Source organism: Jiangella alba, from assembly GCF_900106035.1.
Lineage (GTDB): Bacteria > Actinomycetota > Actinomycetes > Jiangellales > Jiangellaceae > Jiangella > Jiangella alba.
Genome location: NZ_FNUC01000003.1, coordinates 352,689 through 371,919 on the forward strand (window position 1 = coordinate 352,689; position 19,231 = coordinate 371,919).

The window sequence follows — 19,231 nt, forward strand, 5'->3', positions numbered from 1 at the left end:
AGAGGACCAGCCCGCCCATGCAACGGATCGCCCTGCACACGGTGCTCAAGGCCGGGAAGGAAGAGGAGTACGAGCGCGTCCACGCCGTGATCCCGGCCGAGCTCGACGCCGCGTTGCGCGCGGCCGGGGTGCACAGCTGGCGCATCTGGCGCGACGGCCGCGACCTGTTCCACGTGGTCGAGTGCGACGACTACCAGGCGATGCGGGCAGCCCTGCGCGACCACCCGGCGAACGTCGTCTGGCAGGAGCGGGTGGGCCCGCTGCACGCCGTCGCGGACGACTACTCGGGCGGCGACACCGGCCTGCGTCACGTGTGGGACCTCCCCGCCCGGCCGGCGCGATGAGCGCACGCCGGCTGCTCGCCGAGTTCCTCGGGACCGGGCTGCTGGTGGCGATCGTGGTGGGCTCCGGGATCGCCGCCAGCCGGCTCTCGCCCGGTGACGCCGGACTGCGGCTGCTGGAGAACAGCATCGCGACGGTGCTGGGGCTCTCCGTGCTGATCCTGCTGTTCGGCCCGGTGTCGGGGGCGCACTTCAACCCCGTCGTGTCGATCGCGGACTGGTGGCTCGGCCGGCGGCGCGGCACCGGCCTGGCCGGCGCCGAGGTGGCGCGGTACGTCGCGGCCCAGTGCCTGGGCGGCGTCGGCGGCGCGGTGCTGGCCAACGTGATGTTCGAGGTCGACGCGGGCCTGGCGACGACGGAGCGCACGGGGACCGGGGTGCTGGTCGGCGAGGTGGTCGCGACCGCCGGGCTCGTGCTGCTGATCCTCGCCCTGGTGCTGACCGGACGCGGCGTCGCCACGGTGGGCCCGGCCGTCGGTGCCTACATCGGCGCGGCCTACTGGTTCACCAGCTCGACGTCGTTCGCCAACCCGGCCGTCACCGTCGGGCGGATGTTCTCCGACACCTTCGCCGGCATCGCGCCGTCGTCGGCACCGGCGTTCGTCGCCGCCCAGCTGGCCGGCGCCGCCGTCGGCGTCCTCCTCGTCGTCGCTCTGTACCTGCCTCGCCGCACCCGCCCACCGCAGCTGGTGGGGACGGGCGCGGCCGGCGGGAGCACGATGGAGGCATGATCGGACGCCTGCACCACACGGTGATCGACTGCCCCAGCCCGGGCGACCTGGCCGAGTTCTACGCCGAACTGACCGGTCTTCCGGTCACGTACCGCAGCGACGACTGGGTCGTCATCTCGCGCGACGACACGACGTCGGGCATCGCGTTCCAGCGGGCGCCGGACCACCGGCCGCCGCGGTGGCCGGATCCGGCGTACCCGCAGCAGTTCCATCTCGACGTCATGGTCGACGACCTCGAGGTGGCCGACGCCGCGGTGCGGCGCATCGGGGCGCAGCGGCTGCCTGCCGGCGACCACGTGTACGCCGACCCGGCCGGCCACCCGTTCTGCCTGATCCGCCGGCCGTCCTGGGCGCCCCCGATTTCCCGTGCATAGCGAATTGACCTGCGAAAATGTCATGCTGGCGGCATGACTGCGTATGTCGGGTCCGGCCCGTACTGCTTTGCGAACACGCTCGCCACGGTCGCCGGGAGGGGGTGGCCGGCGGCGGTGGTCGAGACGCTGACGGGGTCGGCGTTCGGGTACCAGCTGTTCGACGGCCTGCCGTACTTCGACCCGGCCGGCTGGGACCCGGACCTCGGCGTCGACCAGGCGCTGGAGCTGCTCGGCTGGACCAGCGAGCGGCGCACCTACGACGACGGCGAGACGGCGTACGGGGACCTCGTCGGGCTGGCGGCGGACGGGCCGGTGTTCGTCGGGCCGCTGGAGATGGGGCTGCTGCTGCACCAGCCCGGCCCGGACCGCCCGCTCGGCGCCGACCACTTCGTGACGGTGCTGGCGGCCGGCGCCGACGGGGTGCTCATGCACGACCCCGAGGGGTTCCCGTACGCGTGGCTCCCGAAGGACGCGTTCATCGCCGCGTGGGCCGCCCCCGTCGCCTACTGCGTGGGGCGGTTCCCGCTGCGCACGGCCATCCGCCCGGCCGCCGACATCGGCGTGGACGCCGCGCTGGCCGCGTCGCTCCCGAGGGCCGCGGCGTGGGCGGCGGCGCCCGAGAACGCCGCCGGCCTGCGCGAGCTGGCCGGACGGGCGGCGACCGGCCTCGAGGACGAGGTCACCACGGTGCTGGTCGACTTCTCGCTGCGCCTGGCCGCCCGCCGCCGCGTCGACGCCGCCGTGGCGCTGCGGCCGCTCGACGCGACCCTGGCCGGCCTGCTGGACCGGCAGGCGCGGCTGCTCGGACGGGCCCAGTACGCGGCCGTCCAGCACGAGCCGGCCCATCTCGCCGGACTGTTCGAGCAGGTCGCCGACGTGCACGACGAGCTGGCCGGGCATCTCTCGGCCTAGCGCGGCTCCACCCGGTCGCCGTCGACGACCAGCGCCTGGCCGTCGTGACAGGCGCGGACGAACGGACGGGCACCGCCGCGCGCTCGCGGCGGTGCCCGTCGTGGTGGAGCGGACGTCAGCGCGTGGCCGTCCGCCCACGGGTGCGGGCCACCAGCACGCCACCGGCGGCCAGCAGCAGGACCGCGCCGAGCAGCACCCCGGCGCCGGGGCCACCGGTGTCGGGCAGGTCCTCGCCGCTGCCGTCACCGGCCGCGCCGCCGTCGCTGCCGCCGCCGGACTCGCCGCCCGACTCGCCGGACCCGCCCGAGGCGTCCCCGTCCCCGCCGTCGCCGCCGTCGTCCGAGGACTCGACGGTGACGGTGACGGAGGCGTCCGAGCCGAGCAGTTCGGGGTCGCCGCCGTCGCCGGCCGAGGCGGTCGCCGTCAGGGTGTAGTCGCCGGCCGCCAGCTCGTCGGCCGGGGTGAACGTCCAGTCGCCGTCGTCGTCGCGGTCCAGCGAGCCCTCGATGGCGGCCCGGCCGGCGTCGGCCGTCAAGGTCACCTCCAGTTCCGCCGACGGGTACGAGCCGCCGGCGAAGACCTGGCCCGCGTCCCGCGACGGCTCGTCGATCGTCACGCCCGGCGCGGGGACGCCCAGGTCCGCGACGACGACGTCCTGGTAGTCGAGGCGGACCACCTGGGTGAGCAGCGCGTCGAAGCGGACGCCGACCGGCAGGTCCGCGTCCGGCGCGAGCGACCAGCGGCCGTCGTCGGCGACGGTGGCCGAGCCGAGCGCCTCGTCGTCGACGGTGAGGGTGACGGTGCCGCCGGGCTGGCCGGTCCCGGCGAACTCGACGTCGCCGGTCTGGCCGTCCTCCGGTGACTCCACCGCCAGCGGCGCGACGACCGGGGCCTCGTGCAGGCACGGGTCGGGCCGGTTGACGGGGGAGAGCTGCCGGTCGATGACGCCGCCGTCCTCGTTGCCGCGGAAGAACAGCCGCTGGACGTCGTCCTCGTCGGTGTCCCACGTCCAGAACAGCCAGCCGGTGAGCTCGAACGCGCAGCTCTCGACCTGGTGGGCGCGCATCGCCTCGGCGGCGCGGCCGATGTCGTCGCCGTAGCGGTCGCGCTGGGCGCCGAACTCGCCGTTGATCACGACGCCCTCGACCTGCGGCCACTCGACCGAGTTCAGCGACTCCTCGAGGGTGTACTGCGGCGTCGGGTAGGTGTGGATGTCGAAGAAGTCCAGCGCGGACTCGCGGGTCAGCGTCGACACCCGGGCCGGGTAGCGGAAGTCGCCCTCGCAGGCGTCGCCGGCACAGTGCGTGGCGAAGCCGTCGTAGCCGGGCTTGCCCACCGCCCGGTTGGTGAACGCGCCCATCGTCACCATGAGGTCGGGGTCGACCTCCTTGGCGGCGGCCGTGGCCGCGTCGGCGTACGCGACGATGGTGTCGTCGGCGGCGGCCTGGCGCTGCTCGGGCACGGACATGTCGTAGGTGGTGCCGTCCGGCGCGGTGAAGGTCCCCGACGCCTGCGCGAACGGCGCCTCGTCGGCGGCGAACGTGGCCTCGTTGTCCAGCTGGAGCGCCAGGAACGTGCTCATCAGCGGGCCGAGCCGGTCCGTCATCTCCGTGGTGAAGTTGGCGAGGTACGCCTCCTTCGCCGCGACGAAGCCCTCGTACATGTAGTTCGTGTTGCGGCCCGAGACGTTCTCTGGCGGCGCGCTCTGCGCCACGATGTCGAAGTAGTGCGCGTTCTGCGGGAACGCGTCCAGCGACGGCAGCACGTACATGCCGTTGGCGGCCGCCCGGCGGACGAAGTCGGCGAGGTTGTCCAGGTACTCCGCGTTGCCGGTGCTGGTGTCGTCGTCGCCGTGACCCAGGCCGTGCGGCGTGCCGTTGAGGTTGTCCTGGCCGTGGCCGGGGTCGACGAACACCCGGACGGTGTTGTAGCCGGCGGCGCTCTGCTCGGCCAGCGCGGCGCCGGCCCGCTCGCCGTCGTACTGTCCCGGCTCGAAGGTCGAGTGGTAGGGCTCCTCGGGGTTCCACGGCTGTGGCGCGAGGCGGACGTAGTTGTAGCCGCGCGGGATGAACGGCCGGCCGGTCTCGGTGTCGACGAGCTGACGGTGCTCGCCGGCGGCGATGCGCGGCAGCGGCTCGGCCGGGTCCTCCCGCGTCTCGGCCGCCGACGCGACCAGGCCGCCCAGCAGGCTCGTGACGAGCGTCAGCGCGGCCGCACCGCCCAGCGCAGACCGGCTGCGCAGGCTTTTCCGTATCACGTAGATCTCCAGGATTCGTGTTCACGTGTGGGACGACGGCGTCAGCGGCGCGAGCGCGCAGATGACACCAGTCGGGACCGTAGGCGTGCACACGCCGGACCTGGAGAGCCAGAACGGGACCGGCGTCCCCGGTCGGTCACGGACCGGTAACGGCGGATGTCAGTCCAGGCCGGGGACCCGGGTCAGCTTGTCCGGATTGCGCACGCCGTCGATGGCGGTGATGCGGCCCCCGTCGACGGTGAACGCGATGATCGTCAGCGCGCCGTCGAGGTCGGGGCGGACGGCGACGCCGGGCGCGCCGTTGACGTAGGCCGCGTGCACCTGGAACTCGGCCTTCTGGGCGTAGTGGACCAGCGCGTGCGCGACGCGGTTCGCGCCGTACAGGATCTTCGGCAGCGTCGAGACCTTGCCGCCGCCGTCGCTGCGCATGACGACGTCGGGGTCGAGCAGCGCGATCAGCCCGGGGAGGTCGCCCTGCTGGCAGGCGGCCATGAACGCGTCGACCAGTTCGCGCTGCTCGGCGCCGGTGGCCGGGAGCCGCGGCCGGGTGCCCTCGACGTGCCGGCGGGCCCGCGAGGCCAGCTGCCGCACGGCCGCCGGGGACCGGCCGACCACCTCGGCGATCTCCGGGAACGGCATGCTGAAGACGTCGTGCAGCACGAACGCGGTGCGCTCAGCGGGCGACAGCTGCTCCAGCACCACCAGCAGCGCCATGCTCACCGACTCGTCCAGCGTGACGCGGTCGGCAGGATCGTACTCGCGCGTCTCGACCAGCGGCTCGGGCAGCCACGTCCCGACGTACTGCTCGCGGCGGGCCCGGGCGCTGCCGAGCGCGTCGAGCGCCAGCCGGCTGACGGTGGTGGTCAGCCAGGCGGCGAGGTCGCGGATGGTGCCGGGGTCGTCCAGCCCGCGCAGCCGCAGCCACGCCTCCTGCACGCAGTCCTCGGCGTCGGCCAGCGAGCCCGTCATCGTGTAGGCCACCCGCAGCAGCCGCGGCCGGTTGGCCTCGAACGAGCGAGCCAGCTGGTCGTCGGCGTCTCGTACGTTCATCGCTCCCATGCCAGGTTGACGACACAGCCGCCTCCACTGTGACACGTCGATGTCACACCCCGCCGGGCTACGTCGTCACCACACGTGACCACGCCACAGTTGAACCGCGAAGACCAGACCACTCCGCCACCCGCGCGGTCCGGGGTGTTCGTCCGCATCGCCGGATTCGCACACCGCCGCAAGTGGATCGCCGTGATCCTGTGGGTCGCGGTCCTGTTCGGCGTGTGGGGTGTCGCCACCGCCGTCGGCGACGCGTACAAGAACGACACCTCCCTCCCCGGCACGGAGGCCCAGGCCGCCGCCGACCTGCTGAAAGAGCACGGCGCGGAGCGGGCCGGTGACACCATCGACATCGTCCTGCACGACGAGGGCGGGCTGACCGGTGTGCGGGAGCGCGTCGAGCCGATGCTCGCCGAGGTCGCGGAGCTGCCGAACGTCGGCGACGTCCTGAGCGTCTACGACAACCCGACCGCCGTCTCCGAGGACGGCACGATCGGCTACGCCACCGTGCAGCTCGAGGTGCCGTCCGACGACATGCCACCGGAGGACACCGAGCGCATCGTCGAGGTCGCGCAGGCGATCGAGGGCGACGGGCTCCAGGTCGAGCTGGGCGGTGACGCCGTCCGGCTGATCGCGGAGGCCGAGACCGGCGTCGGCGAGGCGGCCGGCTTGTTGGCCGCGATGGTGATCCTGGTGCTGATGTTCGGCACGTTCATCGCCGCCGGCCTGCCCATCATGATCGCCCTTTTCGCGGTCGGCTCGACGGTCGGCATCATCGTCCTGGCGTCGCACGTCTTCACCATCGCGTCGTGGACGCCGCCGATCATGTTCCTCGTCGGCCTCGGCGTCGGCATCGACTACGCGTTGCTGATCTTCGCCCGCTACCGGGCCGAGCTGGTGCGCGGCGCCGAGCCGGAACGGGCCACCGTCACGGCCCTGGACGCCGCGGGCCGCTCGGTGTTCTTCGCCGGCTGCACCGTCATCCTGGCGCTGCTCGGCCTCACCGCCCTCGGCCTCGGCTCGATCCAGGGCATGGCGCTGTCCGTGGCGCTGACGGTGCTGATGACGATGCTCGCCTCGCTGACGCTGCTGCCCGCGCTGCTCGGCATCTTCGGCAAGCGCTTCGCCCGCCAGTTCCGCGCGCGGGCCGAGAAGCGCCGGGCCAAGGGCAAGCGCGAGGACGGCGACGGCTGGCGCAAGCTCGCGACGGCGGTGCAGAAGCGCCCGCTGGCGACGCTGCTGGCGGCGGCTGTGCTCCTGGGCGCCCTCGCCTTCCCGGCGCTGAGCATCAGGCTCGGCTTCAACGACGCGGGCAACGACCCCAGCGACTCCACCAGCCGGCAGGCGTACGACCTGCTCTCCGACGGCTTCGGCCCCGGGTTCAACGGGCCGCTGCTGGTCGTGACCGACGGCGGCGACGGCAGCGCCGACGAGGCCGCCGCCGATGCGGCGCGGGCGCTGGGCGAGACCGAGGGAGTCGCGGCCACCGCCGACCCGATCCCCACGCCCGACGGCGAGGCCGCCACCGTCCTCGTCTACCCCACCACCTCGCCGCAGGACGGTGCGACCACGGAGCTCGTCCGCACCCTGCGCGACGACGTGCTGCCCGGGCTGACGGCGGACAACGGCGCGGAGTACCTCGTCGGCGGGGCCACGGCCGCGTCCGAGGACTACGCGGGCAAGCTCTCCGACCGGATGCCGCTGTTCATCCTCATCGTCGTGGGCCTCGCGATCGTCCTGCTGATGGCGGTGTTCCGATCGGTCCTCATCCCGCTGAAGGCCGCGTTCCTCAACCTGCTCAGCATCGGCGCCGCGCTCGGCGCGATGAAGCTGGTCTTCCAGGACGGCGCGCTCGGCTTCGAGGGCGGGCCCATCGAGGCGTATGTGCCGGTGATGGTCTTCGCCATCGTCTTCGGCCTCTCGATGGACTACGAGATCTTCCTGATCTCGCGCATGCACGAGGAATGGGTGCGCTCCGGGGAACGGAACCCGGCGCAAGCCGTGCGGGAGGGCCTGGCCCACACCGGCGGCGTGATCACGGCGGCCGCCTCGATCATGATCGTGATCTTCGCGGCCTTCGTCCTCAGCCCGCAACGGCTGTTGCAACAGGCGGGCTTGGCCTTCGCGGTGGCGATCTTCGTCGACGCGGTCATCATCCGGTGCATGGTGGTGCCGGCGGCGATGCAGCTGATGGGACGGCGCGCCTGGTGGATGCCGGCGCCGCTGGCCCGGCTGCTGCCGAAGGTCGAGTTGGAGCGCACCGAGCAGCCGCTCCAGCGCGTCGACGCCTGACGGCGCGGGGGCCACGTCCGAGCCGGGCGTGGCCCCGGCCCCGGGGCCGTTACGGCTGCTCGTCGCCCTCGCCGTCGGCACCGGCGCCGGCGGGCGGTGCCGCCTCGCCGGCCACGAAACTGCCCTTGCTGGGCCAGGTGGCGACCAGCCCGCGCTCGCGCAGCACCACCATCGCGCGGCGTACGGTGCCCAGCGACACGCCGTGGACCTGGGCGAGCTCCTGCTCGCCGGCCAGCCTGCTGCCCGCCCGCAGCCGCCCGGCGTCGATCTCCGCGGTCAGGTAGTCGGCGAACCGGAGATACGTGTAGCCGGGGAGGTTCGGGTCCGGGTCGAAGGCGGGCACGGCCCTGGAACCTAGGGCGGCCCCGCACTCCCGCCGTCGATGGGACGCGGTCCACCGCGGCCTGGAGCAATGGATAGCTCAACGGGGCGGCCCGCATCGCGCGGCTGGGCCAGGACCGGCCGACGACGCCTGGCGCCCGGGCCGGGCAGCGGGCCGTGGTGCGTCAGGGCTGCAGCCGGCCGGACGTCCACTCGGCGTCGTGGGCGGGGCGGGTGTAGCGCAGCCGGCGGTGCAGCCGGGCCGGGCTGCCGTACCAGAACTCCACCTCGCGCGGCACCAGCCGGTACGCCGTCCACGCGTCGGGGCGGGGGATCGACCGGCCCGACGCGAGCAGGGCTCGGGCGCGGTCGTGCAGGTCGGCTTCGTCGGCCAGCGGCGCGCTCTGCCGCGACACGGCGCTGGCGGCCTGGGCGTCGCGGGGGCGTTCGGCGAACAGCTGGTCGGCCAGCTCCGCGGGCAGCCGCTCGACCTCGCCGGCGGCGGTGACCTGCTGCAGCGTCTCGCGCCAGTAGAAGCTGACCGACGCCCAGGGTTGCTGGGCGAGGTGGTGGCCCTTGCGGCCGTCGGCGGCGCTGGTGAAGACCAGCCCGCGGTCGTCGACCTCCTTGAGCAGCAGCACCCGGCTGGACGGCCGGCCCGCCTCGTCGGCCGTGGCCAGCACGACGGCGGACGGCTCGCGCACGCCGCGCTCGGCGGCGGCCGCCAGCCAGGACCGCAGCAGGCCCAGCGGTTCGGCCGGCGGGTGGTCGAACTCGGGCAGCTCGAGGTCCGTCGCGCCGCTGAGGGTCTGCATCCGATCCGTCACCCGGCCAGGCTATCCGCCCGTCTCCGAACGTCGCCGGGCGGCGAGGACGCGCTGGAGGATGACGAACACCAGCAGGATGCCGCCGGTGATGATGGTGGTCATCTCCGGGCGGATGCCGCCGTCGCGGGTGATGAGGACGTTCATCAGGCCGAGCACCAGCGCGCCCACCACCGAGCCGAGCACGAACCCGGTCCCGCCGGTGAGCAGCGTGCCGCCGATGACGACCGCCGCGATCGCGTCCAGTTCCCAGCCGATGCCGGTGATGTTCTGCGCGCTGCCCAGCCGCGACGTGTAGACGACGGCGGCGATGCCGGCGAGCGTGCCGCTGATGACGTAGATGCCCAGCTTCGTCGCCGGGACCGGCAGGCCCATCAGCGTCGCCGACTGCTCCGAGCCGCCGATCGCGTAGACGGTGCGGCCGAACCGGGTCCGGTGCAGCACGAGGAACCCGAGCACGACGATGACGATGGCGGCGACCACGCCCGGCGTGATGACCAGGTCGTTCACCTTCTCGCCGTCGATGATCTTCAGCTGGGTGGCCAGGTCGCGGATCGCGGAGTCGTCGGCCAGCCGCTCGGGGACGGTGCTCAGCATCGACGCGAGCCCGCGGGCGAGGAACATCGTCGCCAGCGTCGCGATGAACGGTTGCACCCCGAAGTACTGGATCAGCACGCCCGAGATCAGTCCCAGCACCGAGCCGATCAGCACCATGACGAGCACGGCGGCCACCGGGTGCCAGCCCGCGTTGGACAGCATGACCCCGGCGACGCTGCTGAACGCGATGACGGCGCCGACGGACAGGTCGATGCCGCCGGTGAGGATCACGAACGTGAGCCCGACCGCGAGGATGATCAGGTGCGAGTTGTTGACCAGCAGGTTCGACAGCGTGTTGAACTGGACGATGCGGCCGTACGCCATCTCGCCGTAGATGATCATCCCGACGAAGATGAGCAGGGCGGCCACGGTGGGCAGGGCCGAGAGCCGCGCCCCCAGCCGGTCCGAGAGCGAAGGGCGCGACGGCGCCGGGCCGGGCGCGGACCCGGTCGGCGGTCGAGTCGTGACGGTCATGCGGCGACGGCCTCCTTCTGCGACTGCGCCCGGAGGGCACGGCGGTGCCGGAACAGCGACCGGACGCGCTCGGACTGCAGCAGGCAGAGCACGACGATCACGATGGCCTTGAACGCGGGGGTGGCCGAGGCCGGGACGCCGAGGAACACGACGGTCTTGTCGAGGGTCGCGATCAGCAGCCCGCCGATCACGGCGCCGCCGATGGAGAACTTGCCGCCGGCCAGCGACGTCCCGCCGATGACGACGGCGAGGATCGCGTCCAGCTCCAACTGGTAGCCGGTGCGCGACACGTCCACCGTCATGACGCTGGCGGTGGCGAACACGCCGGCGATGCCGGCCAGCAGCCCGCTCGCCGAGTAGACGGTGAGCAGCAGCGTGCGCCGCTTCACGCCCGCGAGCCGGCTGGCCCGCGAGTCCATCCCGATCGCCTCCAGCATGAGACCGAGCGCGCTGCGCCGCACCAGCAGCCACACCAGCGCGACGATGGCCATGGCCAGCAGGAACACCACCGGGATCCCGATGACGTAGCCGTTGGCCAGCCAGGCGAACGAGTCGTTGTCGGCGGTGGTGTTCTGGCCGCCGGTGATGACCTTCGCGATGCCGCGTCCGGCCAGCATCATCACCAGCGTGCTGATGAACGGCTGCAGCCCGACGACGGAGACGAGGACGCCGTTCACCGCACCCAGCGCGGTCGCGATGCCGAGTGCGACGGCCAGCGTCAGCGCCGCGTTGCCGGCGCTGCCGTCCATGCCGCTCAGCAGCTCCATCGACATCGCGCCGGCGACGACCATGATCGAGCCGACGGACAGGTCGATGCCGCTGGTGGCGACCACGAGGCACATGCCGACGGCGATCATCAGGATCGGCGCGGCGGCACGCAGGATGTCGATGAGGTTGCCGGACAGCCGCCCGGTCTCGTCGTTGTAGCCGATGGAGAGATAGCTCGGGTCCTTGGTGACGTTGATCGCCAGCAGCGCCACGATCGCGATGACGCCCCAGAACGCCTGGTTGCGCACGATCGCCCCGCGCCCGGCGACCAGCCGCGCGGCCACGTCCCTCATTCGGAGTCACCTTCCTCGTCGTCGCCCTCGTCGGCGATGACGGCGACGATGGTCTCCGCCGTCACGTGCGGGCCGTTCTCCAGCTCGGCGAGCTTGCGGTGGTCCTTCATGACGATGATGCGATCGCTGAGCCGGACCACCTCCTCGAGCTCGGAGGAGATGAACACGACGGCCACGCCCTTGGCGGCCAGCGCGGCGACGGCGGCCTGGATCTCCGCCTTGGCGCCGACGTCGATGCCGCGGGTGGGCTCGTCGAGGATGAGCAGGTCCGGCTCGGTCGCCAGCCACCGGCCGAGCAGCACCTTCTGCTGGTTGCCGCCGGACAGGAACTTGATCGGCCGCTCCGGGTCGGCCGGCCGGACGTTCAGCTCGGCCAGGTACTTGCGGGTGAGCGCGTCCTGCTCCTTGCGCGACAGCGGCCGGAACCAGCCGCGCTTGGCCTGGACGGCGAGCACGAGGTTCTCGCGCACGGTGAGGTCGCGGATGATGCCCTCGTCGCGCCGGTTCTCGCTGGAGAACGCGATGCGGTGGGCGAGCGCGGCGGTCGGCGTGTGGATGTCGGTCTTCTTGCCGCGCAGCCACACCGTCCCGCTGTCCGGCCGGTCGGCGCCGTAGAGCAACCGGGCCAGCTCGGTCCGGCCGGAGCCGAGCAGCCCGGCCAGCCCCAGCACCTCGCCCTGGTGCAGTTCCAGGTCGGTCGGCTCGGACGAGCCCTTGCGGCCGAGGTCCTCGGCCTTGAGCAGGGGCTCGCCGCGCGGCTCGTAGTGGTGCGTCGCCCGCTCGCTGCCCAGCGAGCGCAGCGTCGCGAAGTCCTTGCCGATCATCTTCGAGATCAGCGTCGTGCGGTCCAGCTCGCGGGTCGGGTACTCGCCGACGAAGCCGCCGTTGCGCAGGACGGTGATGCGGTCGCTGATCGCGTAGACCTGGTCGAGGAAGTGCGTGACGAACAGGATCGCGACGCCCTGGTCGCGCAGCTTGCGGATGACCGTGAAGAGGCTGGCCACCTCGTTGGCGTCCAGGCTGGAGGTGGGCTCGTCGAGGATGAGCACCTTCGGCTTGGTCACCATGGCCCGGCTGATCGCGACCAGCTGCTGGACGGCCAGCGAGAGCGTGCCGAGCGGGCGGCGCAGGTCCAGCTGGTCCAGGCCGAGCGTGGCCAGCACCTCGGCCGCCGCCCGGTGCGTCGCCTTCCAGTTGATGCCGAACAGGCCGCGGACCTCGTGGCCCAGCATCACGTTCTCGCCGATGGACAGGTTGGCGCAGAGGTTGACCTCTTGGTAGACGGTGGCGATCCCGGCCGCCTGGGCGTCGGCGGTGCCGCCGAAGCGGCGTTCCTCCCCGGCGACCAGGATCTGCCCCTCGTCGATCTTGTAGACCCCGGTGAGCGCCTTGATCAGGGTGGACTTCCCGGCCCCGTTCTCGCCCATGAGGGTGTGCACCTCGCCCGGGAACAGGCGGAAGTCGACGGCGTCGAGTGCCTTGACCCCGGGGAACGAGATCGAGATGCCGGTCATCTCGACGATCGGTGGCGCTCCGGTCATGACGGCTCCAGAGTCCTCAGTACTTGCGGGTGGGAAGCGCGGCCGTCGCGGCCTCCGGCGAGTCGAACGTCTCGCTCGGCACGATGATGTACGGCTCGACCTCCTCGCCGTCGAGCACCTTGCCGACGACGTCGAGCAGCGTCTCGCCGAACAGCGGGTTGTACTCGGCGACGAAGCTGAGGCGGCCCTCGGAGAGCGCCTCCAGCGCCGGCTTGGTGCCGTCGATGGTGGCGATCTGGACGTCGACACCCGGCGTCAGGCCGGCCTCCTCGACCGCGATCGCGGCGCCGAGACCCATCTCGTCGTTCTGGGCGAACACGATCTGGATGTCGTTGTTGTTGGCCCGCAGGACGGTCTCGAAGACGCTCTTGGCCTCTTCGGTCGACCAGTTGGCGGTCTGCGCGCCGATCTTCACCAGGTTGGCGGCCGAGCCGACGGTGTCGTCCCAGCCCTGGTTGCGCTCGTTGACGACGGAGACGCCGGCCGGGCCCTCGAGCACGAAGTAGTTGCCGCCGTCGGGGAACGCCGAGACGGCCCACTCGGCCACCGACGTGCTGACCTCGTAGTTGTCCGGCGCGATGCGGGTGACGTAGAGGTCGGTGTCGTCCGGCTCGATGCCCCGGTCGACGAGGATGACCGGGATCTCGGCCTCCTGGGCGCGGCGCAGGGAGTCCTCCCAGCCGGCGCCCTCCGTGGCCGACAGCAGGATGACGTCGACCCCTTCGTCGACGAAGGACGTGAACGCGTCGATCTGGGAGCGCTGGTCGAGGTTGGTGGCGGGCGCGTACTTCAGCTCGAAGCCGGCCTCCTCGGTGAACGTGTCCTGGACGTTCGCCTCGTTCGCCTGCCGCCAGCCGCCCTCGGGGCCGACCGCGACGAAGCCGACGGTGACGACCTCGTCGCCGCCGCCGTCGCCGCTGGTGCTGGTGTCGTCGTCGCCTCCGCCGCACGCGGTGAGGGCCAGGGTCAGTGCCCCGGCCGCCGCGAAGGCCCGTGCGATCCGTGCGGTGCTGCGCATCGATCTCCTCCTTGAGACCCGTGCCTTCCGGCGTGGTTCGTGGGCGTGGAACGGCGGAGATGTTACCGGGAACACGTAGGCCATGCAAGATGTGAAATTGTACTGATTGAGGTCACATACCGCGAGGCCCGGCGGTCGACTCGCGCACGATGAGCTCCGGTGCAATCCGCGAGCGCCGCTCGGTGCTGCCGCCCTCGAGCGCCGCGACGAGGATCTCGAGCGCGAGCGTGCCCAGGGCGTGGAAGTCCTGCCGCACCGTCGTGAGCGTGGGCAGGAAGTGCCGCGACACGGGCAGGTCGTCGAACCCGACGACGCTGACGTCCTCGGGCACGCGGATGCCGCGGTCGCGGAAGCCGTGCAGGATGCCGAGCGCCATCTGGTCGTTCGCGGCGAAGATCGCGGTGAACGGCGGCAGCTCGTCGAACGCGACGGCGAACTCGTAGCCGGAGTCGGCCGACCAGTCGCCGACGAACGCCGGTGGGATGTGCAGCCCGGCCTTCTTCAGGTGCGCGTGCCAGCCGCGTTCCCGGGCCCGCGCGTCGAGCCAGTCCAGCGGGCCGGCGACGTGCACGATCTCGCGGTGGCCGAGGTCCATCAGGTGCTGGACGGCGAGCGTGGCGCCGAGGCGCTGGTCGACCGAGGCGGTGAGGAAGTTGGGGTCGTCGTCGGCCTTGACGATCAGCGTCGGCAGCCCCTCGGTCAGCTCGCGCAGCACGTCGACCGACGACGCGCGCGGCGCGATGACGCACAGCGCGTCGATGCCGTGCGCCGTCAGGTACGCGACCGCCTCGCGCGGGCGCACGCCGTCGTCGTCGGGGGAGGCGGCGACGGAGCTGACGGAGTAGCCGGCCTCGCGCGCGGCGTGCTCGACGGCGCGCAGGGTGCTGTCGGGGCCGATCTCGACCGGACGGTCGACGATGACGCCGATGCGCCGCGACTTGCGCGTGGCCAGCGCCCGGGCGGCGCTGTTGCGCTGGTAGTTCAGCTCCTCGACGACGCGCAGGACCTTCTCGCGGGTCTCCGGCCGGATGTTCGGGTGGTCGTTGAGGACGCGGGAGACGGTCATGTGCGAGACGCCGGCGAGGGACGCGATGGACCGCAGGTTCGGCTTGTCGTCCGAGTTCCCGGCGCTCATCTTCCCTCCACCCTCTGCTGCAGGCCACCGCGGCGGCACGGTGCCGGGACCCCGGCCGACGCCGGTCTGATCGTACGTCTCGGCGCGGTGACGTTACCGGGAACATAGGGCTTGCGACAATCCCGAGCCGTTTCACCGGCAGCTGACAGATGTCATCGCCGATCACCCAGGAATTCACGAAATCGCAGCTCATCGCGTTGTTAGGCTCGCAGTCATGCGGGTTCTCACGTGGCTGCACGGGCCGGCGTTCGCGGCCGGCGCCGTCGCCGTCGTCGTCAACCGGGCCGGGCTCGGCCCGCTCTGGTTCACCGGTGTCGGGCTGATCGTGTTCGGGCTGGCCGCGCGGTGGCTGACGACCCGGGCCCAGCGCCCGCCCCGCGGCGCCGAGCCCGGTCCCGTCGCCGTCGGGCTGCCGCTGGCCGGGCGCTGGACGGCGCTGAACGGGCCGGGCACCAAGGTGCCCAGCCACACCCACGCGCTGGCCCAGACCTACGCCATCGACCTCGTGCTCCGGCCGGCGCCGGAGCCGGTGTGGCTCTGGCCGGTCGCCCGCCGGCCGCAGGCCTACCCGGCGTTCGGCGCGCCGCTGCTCGCCCCGGCCGACGCCAGGGTCGTCGCGGCGGCGGACGGCCAGCGCGACCACCTCACGCGCACCTCGCTGCCGGGCCTGCTGTACCTGTTGCGGAGGGCTTTGTGCGCTCCCTCGGCCGGCCCCGGCACCTGCTGGGCAACCACGTCGTCCTCGACCTCGGCGACGGCGTGCACGCGGTGTACGCGCACGTCAGGCGGGGTTCGCTGCGGGTGGCCGCCGGTGACGTGGTGGCGGCCGGCCAGCCGCTGGCCGAGTGCGGCAACTCGGGCAACTCGTCCGAGCCGCACCTGCACTTCCAGCTGATGGACGGCCCCGACATCGCGACCGCCCACGGCCTGCCCTTCACCTGGCGCTACCAGGACGACGACGGCGTCGCCCGCGACGGCGTGCCGGCCGACGGGGCCACGATCGCCGCGTGACGACGAAGCGGCTGGTCGGTGGGGACTCCGACCAGCCGCTTCGTCGCGTCATGGCGCCGGCGGGAGGGTCAGCCGGCGCCACTCCTCACACTGGAAGCCAGCCGTTGTCGTCGTCAGGATCGCTGCCGCCGTCCGGTTCCGCACCCGGCTCGGCCGTCACGACGCCGGGCTCGCCGGGAGACTCGTCGGGGCGGGCGCCCTGCGGAGGGGGCGGGGAACCGGGGCTGTCCTCCATGGCGTCCAGCCTGGTCGACGGCGACCCCGGCAGCTATGCCCAGTTTCGGTCAATTTTGGTCGAGTCGGTGTGCGATGGCCGCCCGCGACCGGACGCCGAGCTTGCGCATCGACGTCGTGATGTGGCGGGCGACGGTGTTGACCGAGAGGTACAGCTCGGCGGCGATCTCCTTGTTGGTCCGGCCCTTGGCGGCCAGTTCGGCCACCTCGCGTTCCCGTGGCGAGAGCTGTGACCCGTAGCCGCGCCGGCCGCCGCGGTGGCGGGCGGGGACAGACAGGCCGTGCCGTCGCGCGGTGGCCGTCGCGCGGCCGGCGTCCCACTCGGCACCCAGCTCGCGGTAGGCGGCGAGGGCGGCGAGCAGCTCGCTGCCGGCGTCCCGGACCGGCAGTGCGGCCGCGAGCCACGTTGAAGCCGCGAGCTCGCGGGCCTGCGCCGCCTCGTACGGCGCTCGCTGTGGCACGTAGAGCCGCGCCGCCGCCGCGAAGCTGGTGGCCGCGCCACCCGGATCCCCGGCGCCGAGGCGGACGAAGCCGTCCGCGTGCGCGAGCGCGGCCGGGGCCAGCGGTGCGTCCAGCCCGTCGAGGCGCGCGGCGAACCGGCGCACCGTCCGCTCCGCGTCGTCCGAACGTCCTGCCGCGACCAGCGCCTCGGCGACGGCCGGCAGCGCCCGGACGGACGGGGCGAGGACACCCTTCGGCTCGGCCGCGGCGAGCAGCCGGTCGGCCCGGCCGAGCACCGAGCCGGCCTCGCCACGGGCGACGGCCAGCCGGAACAGCGCCGCGGCGGGGATGGGCAGGAGGTCGAACCCGCTCAGCTCGTCGACCAGATCGACCGCGGCCGTCAATGCGGCGGCCGCGTCGTCGAGGTCGCCCCGGGCCAGCGTCAGACAGGCCGCGGCCGCCTCGCCGTCGATGCGGGCGCGGGGGTTGCCGGCCAGCTCCTCCATCAGCACGGCGGCGTGATCGGCCAGCTCGTCCCAGGAGCCCTGGCAGTAGCGCAGCAGCACCAGGCCGGAGCGCAGGCTGCGCTCCATGCGCGTCTCGACGCGGGCGCGATCGTCGCCGGCCGCCGCCGTGAGGCCGGCGGTGAGCAGCCGGTCGGCCAGTGCGTGGTGCCCGGCGTACGTCGCCTGCGTGCCGATGGACCAGTACGCGTTGATCTCGCGGCGGTGCCGGGGCTCGCCGCCGGTCTGGTGCTCGACCCGCTCGGCCGTCGTCCGCCACGCGGGATCGCCGGTCGGCACCTGCACCATGGCGATCTTCCCGAGCAGGAAGGCCTGGAACGCGTGGTCGGGGATCTCGGGCACGACCGTCAGCGCCCGTTGCAGCCAGGCCCGGTGCTCGGCCGGGTCGGCGTCGCCGGCCATCGGGATGCCGAGGACCACCATGGCCCACGCCTTGAGGTCGGGCCGGTGGTCGAGGTCGTCGACGGCGTCGGCGAACAGCTGGTGGGCGCGCAGCAACTCGGTGCCGGCGTCGTGCAGCAGCCCGCCGAGACGGAACCGCAGCTCGCCGCGGACCGGTGCGGGCAGCTCCTCGTCCAGCACGGCGGTGAGCAGGCCGGCGGCGTCCTGCGACCGCCCGGCCTCGATCGCGGCCTCGCCGAGGAGGACGGCCAGCCGGCCGCGCCGTTCCGGCGTCGCCGGGCCGTGGCGCAGGACGTCCTCGAGGATCCGGACCGCCTCGGCGTCGTTGCTCAGCTCGAAGGCCTGCTCGGCGGCCCGTTCGGCGGCGGCCACCCACTCGTGCCGCCGATCGGCGTGGCGCAGGTGGTGGGCCAGCTGCCCGGCCGGCGCCCGCGCGGCGGCCGCGAGCGCCGTCGCCGCGCGGTCGTGCAGCAGCAGGCGCCGCGGGCCGGCGAGGTCCTCGTGCACGGCCTGCGCCGCGAGCGGATGGCGGAACCCGATGTCGTCGCCGTGCTCGGCCAGCACCCCGGAGTCGAGCGCCTCGCCGACCGCCGGCAGCGCGGTGGCGCGGTCCAGCGGGGCCGTCGCCACCAGCAGCGAGAGCGGCACGGGCACCTGCAGGACGGCAGCGGCCTCGACCACCCGCCGGGCCGGGTCGCCGAGCCGCGCCACCCGTTCGAGCACGGAGTCGCGGATGCGGGTGGGCACGTCCAGCTCGTCCAGGGCGCGCCGCGCCCACCCGCCGCCGCGGCGCTGCACCAGCGTGCCGCGTTCCTGCAGCAGCGCCACCAGCTCCTCGACCGCGAACGGCAGCCCGGACGTGCGCTCGCTCAGGTAGGAGGCGAACTCCTCGGACACCGCGTCGACGCCGATGATCGAGGCCGCCAGCGCGCCGACCTCGGACGGGCCGAGCGGCGTCAGCGCGACGTCGGCCAGCGTGGTGCCGGACGGCAGTCCGGCGGCGAGCGCCCGCACCCGCGGATCGGCCGCCTCCGGCCGGTAGGTGACGACGACCGACAACTCCGGCAGCGCCTCGGCCAGCAGGTACCCGGCGAAGTCGCCGGTCTGCGCCTCGGCCCAGTGCAGGTCCTCGAGGATCAGCACGGACGGTCCGAGCGCGGCGAACACCTCGACGAAGCCGCGGAACACCCGGTGCCGTTCGGCGGCGCGGTCGCCGAGCGGGTCCGGCGCCGGCGGCAGCACGTGCGCCAGTTCGGGGAGGAACGGCCGCAGGGCACCGGCCACGGGCGACAGCGCCAGCTCACCGAGCCGGTCGCCGAGCCCGCGCACCGCCTCGATCACCGGGCCGAGCGGGAACGGCTCGCGCAGCGCGTGGCAACGGCCCAGCAACGGCCGCCGCCCGGACCGGGCCGCGGCGGCGGCCAGCTCGCCGACCAGCCTGGTCTTGCCGATGCCGGCCTCACCGGCGACGACCACCAGCGCCGGCGCGGCCGTGACGGCATCGACGGCCCGGCGCAGCTCGCCGTCGCGTCCGACGATGGCGGGCGCGACCAGCCGATGCGGGGCGTCGCTCGGGTCAGCCATGCCGTCCAGGGCTCTCGGGTGGGGACTGCCGGGAGCATAGCGTGCCGGTTCCGGACGCGGCCGGGAGCCGCACCCCTGGGTGGGGCGCGGCTCCCGGCTGGTCAGGA

At 73.3% G+C, this 19,231-nt stretch carries 16 protein-coding genes and 1 pseudogene; 6 read left to right on the forward strand and 11 right to left on the reverse strand.

Going from position 1 to position 19,231, the window contains the following annotated elements; all coding sequences use genetic code 11:
- The first annotated feature begins 17 nt into the window (after positions 1–17).
- The 4 genes from BLV02_RS04330 to BLV02_RS04345 are packed head-to-tail and all read left to right on the forward strand — an operon-like array spanning position 18 to position 2,358.
- Positions 18–344 carry an L-rhamnose mutarotase gene (locus tag BLV02_RS04330; RefSeq protein WP_069110340.1) on the forward strand — a complete coding sequence of 109 codons (327 nt, stop codon included), beginning with the start codon at positions 18–20 and terminating at the stop codon, positions 342–344.
- A complete protein-coding gene (locus tag BLV02_RS04335) occupies positions 341–1,072 on the forward strand; it encodes an aquaporin (protein WP_083288479.1) in 732 nt (243 codons plus the stop codon). The genes BLV02_RS04330 and BLV02_RS04335 overlap by 4 nt, the downstream gene beginning before the upstream one ends.
- A complete protein-coding gene (locus BLV02_RS04340) occupies positions 1,069–1,446 on the forward strand; it encodes a VOC family protein (RefSeq protein ID WP_069110339.1) in 378 nt (125 codons plus the stop codon). The genes BLV02_RS04335 and BLV02_RS04340 overlap by 4 nt, the downstream gene beginning before the upstream one ends.
- Positions 1,447–1,479: 33 nt before the next feature.
- Positions 1,480–2,358: a hypothetical protein gene (locus BLV02_RS04345; RefSeq protein ID WP_069110338.1), complete on the forward strand. Its 879-nt coding sequence runs from the start codon at positions 1,480–1,482 to the stop codon at positions 2,356–2,358.
- Positions 2,359–2,473: 115 nt separating this feature from the next.
- Here BLV02_RS04345 and BLV02_RS04350 read toward each other — a convergent pair whose 3' ends face one another.
- Together BLV02_RS04350 and BLV02_RS04355 are read right to left on the reverse strand one after the other, a co-directional pair.
- Complete coding sequence (locus tag BLV02_RS04350) at positions 2,474–4,615, reverse strand: cellulase family glycosylhydrolase (RefSeq protein WP_069110337.1); 2,142 nt, start codon at positions 4,613–4,615, stop codon at positions 2,474–2,476.
- Positions 4,616–4,774: 159 nt separating this feature from the next.
- Complete coding sequence (locus BLV02_RS04355; RefSeq protein ID WP_069110336.1) at positions 4,775–5,665, reverse strand: sigma-70 family RNA polymerase sigma factor; 891 nt, start codon at positions 5,663–5,665, stop codon at positions 4,775–4,777.
- A gap of 144 nt (positions 5,666–5,809) precedes the next feature.
- Here BLV02_RS04355 and BLV02_RS04360 point away from each other — a divergent pair, with 144 nt between their 5' ends.
- On the forward strand, positions 5,810–7,957 hold the full coding sequence (locus tag BLV02_RS04360; RefSeq protein ID WP_069110335.1) for an MMPL family transporter: 2,148 nt from the start codon (positions 5,810–5,812) through the stop codon (positions 7,955–7,957).
- Positions 7,958–8,006: 49 nt separating this feature from the next.
- Here the strand turns inward: BLV02_RS04360 and BLV02_RS04365 are convergent, their stop codons facing one another.
- From BLV02_RS04365 to BLV02_RS04395, 7 genes are all read right to left on the reverse strand, one after another.
- Positions 8,007–8,300: a winged helix-turn-helix domain-containing protein gene (locus BLV02_RS04365; RefSeq protein ID WP_069110334.1), complete on the reverse strand. Its 294-nt coding sequence runs from the start codon at positions 8,298–8,300 to the stop codon at positions 8,007–8,009.
- A 163-nt stretch (positions 8,301–8,463) separates the two neighbouring features.
- The gene (gene phzG, locus BLV02_RS04370; protein WP_216094078.1) at positions 8,464–9,105 is read right to left on the reverse strand and encodes a phenazine biosynthesis FMN-dependent oxidase PhzG; all 642 of its coding nucleotides are present in this window, start codon (positions 9,103–9,105) and stop codon (positions 8,464–8,466) included.
- Positions 9,106–9,114: 9 nt separating this feature from the next.
- The gene (locus tag BLV02_RS04375; protein ID WP_069110332.1) at positions 9,115–10,173 is read right to left on the reverse strand and encodes an ABC transporter permease; all 1,059 of its coding nucleotides are present in this window, start codon (positions 10,171–10,173) and stop codon (positions 9,115–9,117) included.
- Entirely contained in the window at positions 10,170–11,234 is a 1,065-nt protein-coding gene (locus tag BLV02_RS04380) for an ABC transporter permease (protein ID WP_069110331.1), read from the reverse strand. The genes BLV02_RS04375 and BLV02_RS04380 overlap by 4 nt, the downstream gene beginning before the upstream one ends.
- The gene (locus tag BLV02_RS04385) at positions 11,231–12,775 is read right to left on the reverse strand and encodes a sugar ABC transporter ATP-binding protein (RefSeq protein WP_069110330.1); all 1,545 of its coding nucleotides are present in this window, start codon (positions 12,773–12,775) and stop codon (positions 11,231–11,233) included. Before BLV02_RS04385 ends, BLV02_RS04380 begins: the two co-directional genes overlap by 4 nt.
- A 16-nt stretch (positions 12,776–12,791) precedes the next feature.
- The gene (locus BLV02_RS04390; protein ID WP_069110329.1) at positions 12,792–13,793 is read right to left on the reverse strand and encodes an ABC transporter substrate-binding protein; all 1,002 of its coding nucleotides are present in this window, start codon (positions 13,791–13,793) and stop codon (positions 12,792–12,794) included.
- A 112-nt stretch (positions 13,794–13,905) separates the two neighbouring features.
- Positions 13,906–14,928, reverse strand: a complete 1,023-nt coding sequence (locus BLV02_RS04395; protein WP_069110328.1) for a LacI family DNA-binding transcriptional regulator — start codon at positions 14,926–14,928, stop codon at positions 13,906–13,908.
- Positions 14,929–15,142: 214 nt separating this feature from the next.
- Between BLV02_RS04395 and BLV02_RS37490 the strand changes: the two are divergent.
- Positions 15,143–15,939: pseudogene (locus BLV02_RS37490) on the forward strand (M23 family metallopeptidase).
- Positions 15,940–16,024: 85 nt separating this feature from the next.
- On the opposite strand, the gene BLV02_RS36265 reads toward BLV02_RS37490, so the two are convergent.
- Positions 16,025–16,174 carry a hypothetical protein gene (locus BLV02_RS36265; RefSeq protein ID WP_171906694.1) on the reverse strand — a complete coding sequence of 50 codons (150 nt, stop codon included), beginning with the start codon at positions 16,172–16,174 and terminating at the stop codon, positions 16,025–16,027.
- 49 nt (positions 16,175–16,223) lie between these two features.
- Positions 16,224–19,124 carry a helix-turn-helix transcriptional regulator gene (locus tag BLV02_RS04405; RefSeq protein ID WP_069110327.1) on the reverse strand — a complete coding sequence of 967 codons (2,901 nt, stop codon included), beginning with the start codon at positions 19,122–19,124 and terminating at the stop codon, positions 16,224–16,226.
- Between the last annotated feature and the right edge of the window lie 107 nt (positions 19,125–19,231).

What these genes read in the sequence shown, in the direction of transcription:
- BLV02_RS04395 (WP_069110328.1), bottom strand. Translation starts at nt 14,928, where the DNA reads ATGAGCGCCGGGAACTCGGACGACAAGCCGAACCTGCGGTCCATCGCG.
- BLV02_RS36265 (WP_171906694.1), bottom strand. Translation starts at nt 16,174, where the DNA reads ATGGAGGACAGCCCCGGTTCCCCGCCCCCTCCGCAGGGCGCCCGCCCC.
- BLV02_RS04355 (WP_069110336.1), bottom strand. Translation starts at nt 5,665, where the DNA reads ATGAACGTACGAGACGCCGACGACCAGCTGGCTCGCTCGTTCGAGGCC.
- BLV02_RS04390 (WP_069110329.1), bottom strand. Translation starts at nt 13,793, where the DNA reads ATGCGCAGCACCGCACGGATCGCACGGGCCTTCGCGGCGGCCGGGGCA.
- BLV02_RS04385 (WP_069110330.1), bottom strand. Translation starts at nt 12,775, where the DNA reads ATGACCGGAGCGCCACCGATCGTCGAGATGACCGGCATCTCGATCTCG.
- BLV02_RS04330 (WP_069110340.1), top strand. Translation starts at nt 18, where the DNA reads ATGCAACGGATCGCCCTGCACACGGTGCTCAAGGCCGGGAAGGAAGAG.
- BLV02_RS04375 (WP_069110332.1), bottom strand. Translation starts at nt 10,173, where the DNA reads ATGACCGTCACGACTCGACCGCCGACCGGGTCCGCGCCCGGCCCGGCG.
- BLV02_RS04380 (WP_069110331.1), bottom strand. Translation starts at nt 11,234, where the DNA reads ATGAGGGACGTGGCCGCGCGGCTGGTCGCCGGGCGCGGGGCGATCGTG.
- BLV02_RS04405 (WP_069110327.1), bottom strand. Translation starts at nt 19,124, where the DNA reads ATGGCTGACCCGAGCGACGCCCCGCATCGGCTGGTCGCGCCCGCCATC.
- BLV02_RS04345 (WP_069110338.1), top strand. Translation starts at nt 1,480, where the DNA reads ATGACTGCGTATGTCGGGTCCGGCCCGTACTGCTTTGCGAACACGCTC.
- BLV02_RS04340 (WP_069110339.1), top strand. Translation starts at nt 1,069, where the DNA reads ATGATCGGACGCCTGCACCACACGGTGATCGACTGCCCCAGCCCGGGC.
- BLV02_RS04335 (WP_083288479.1), top strand. Translation starts at nt 341, where the DNA reads ATGAGCGCACGCCGGCTGCTCGCCGAGTTCCTCGGGACCGGGCTGCTG.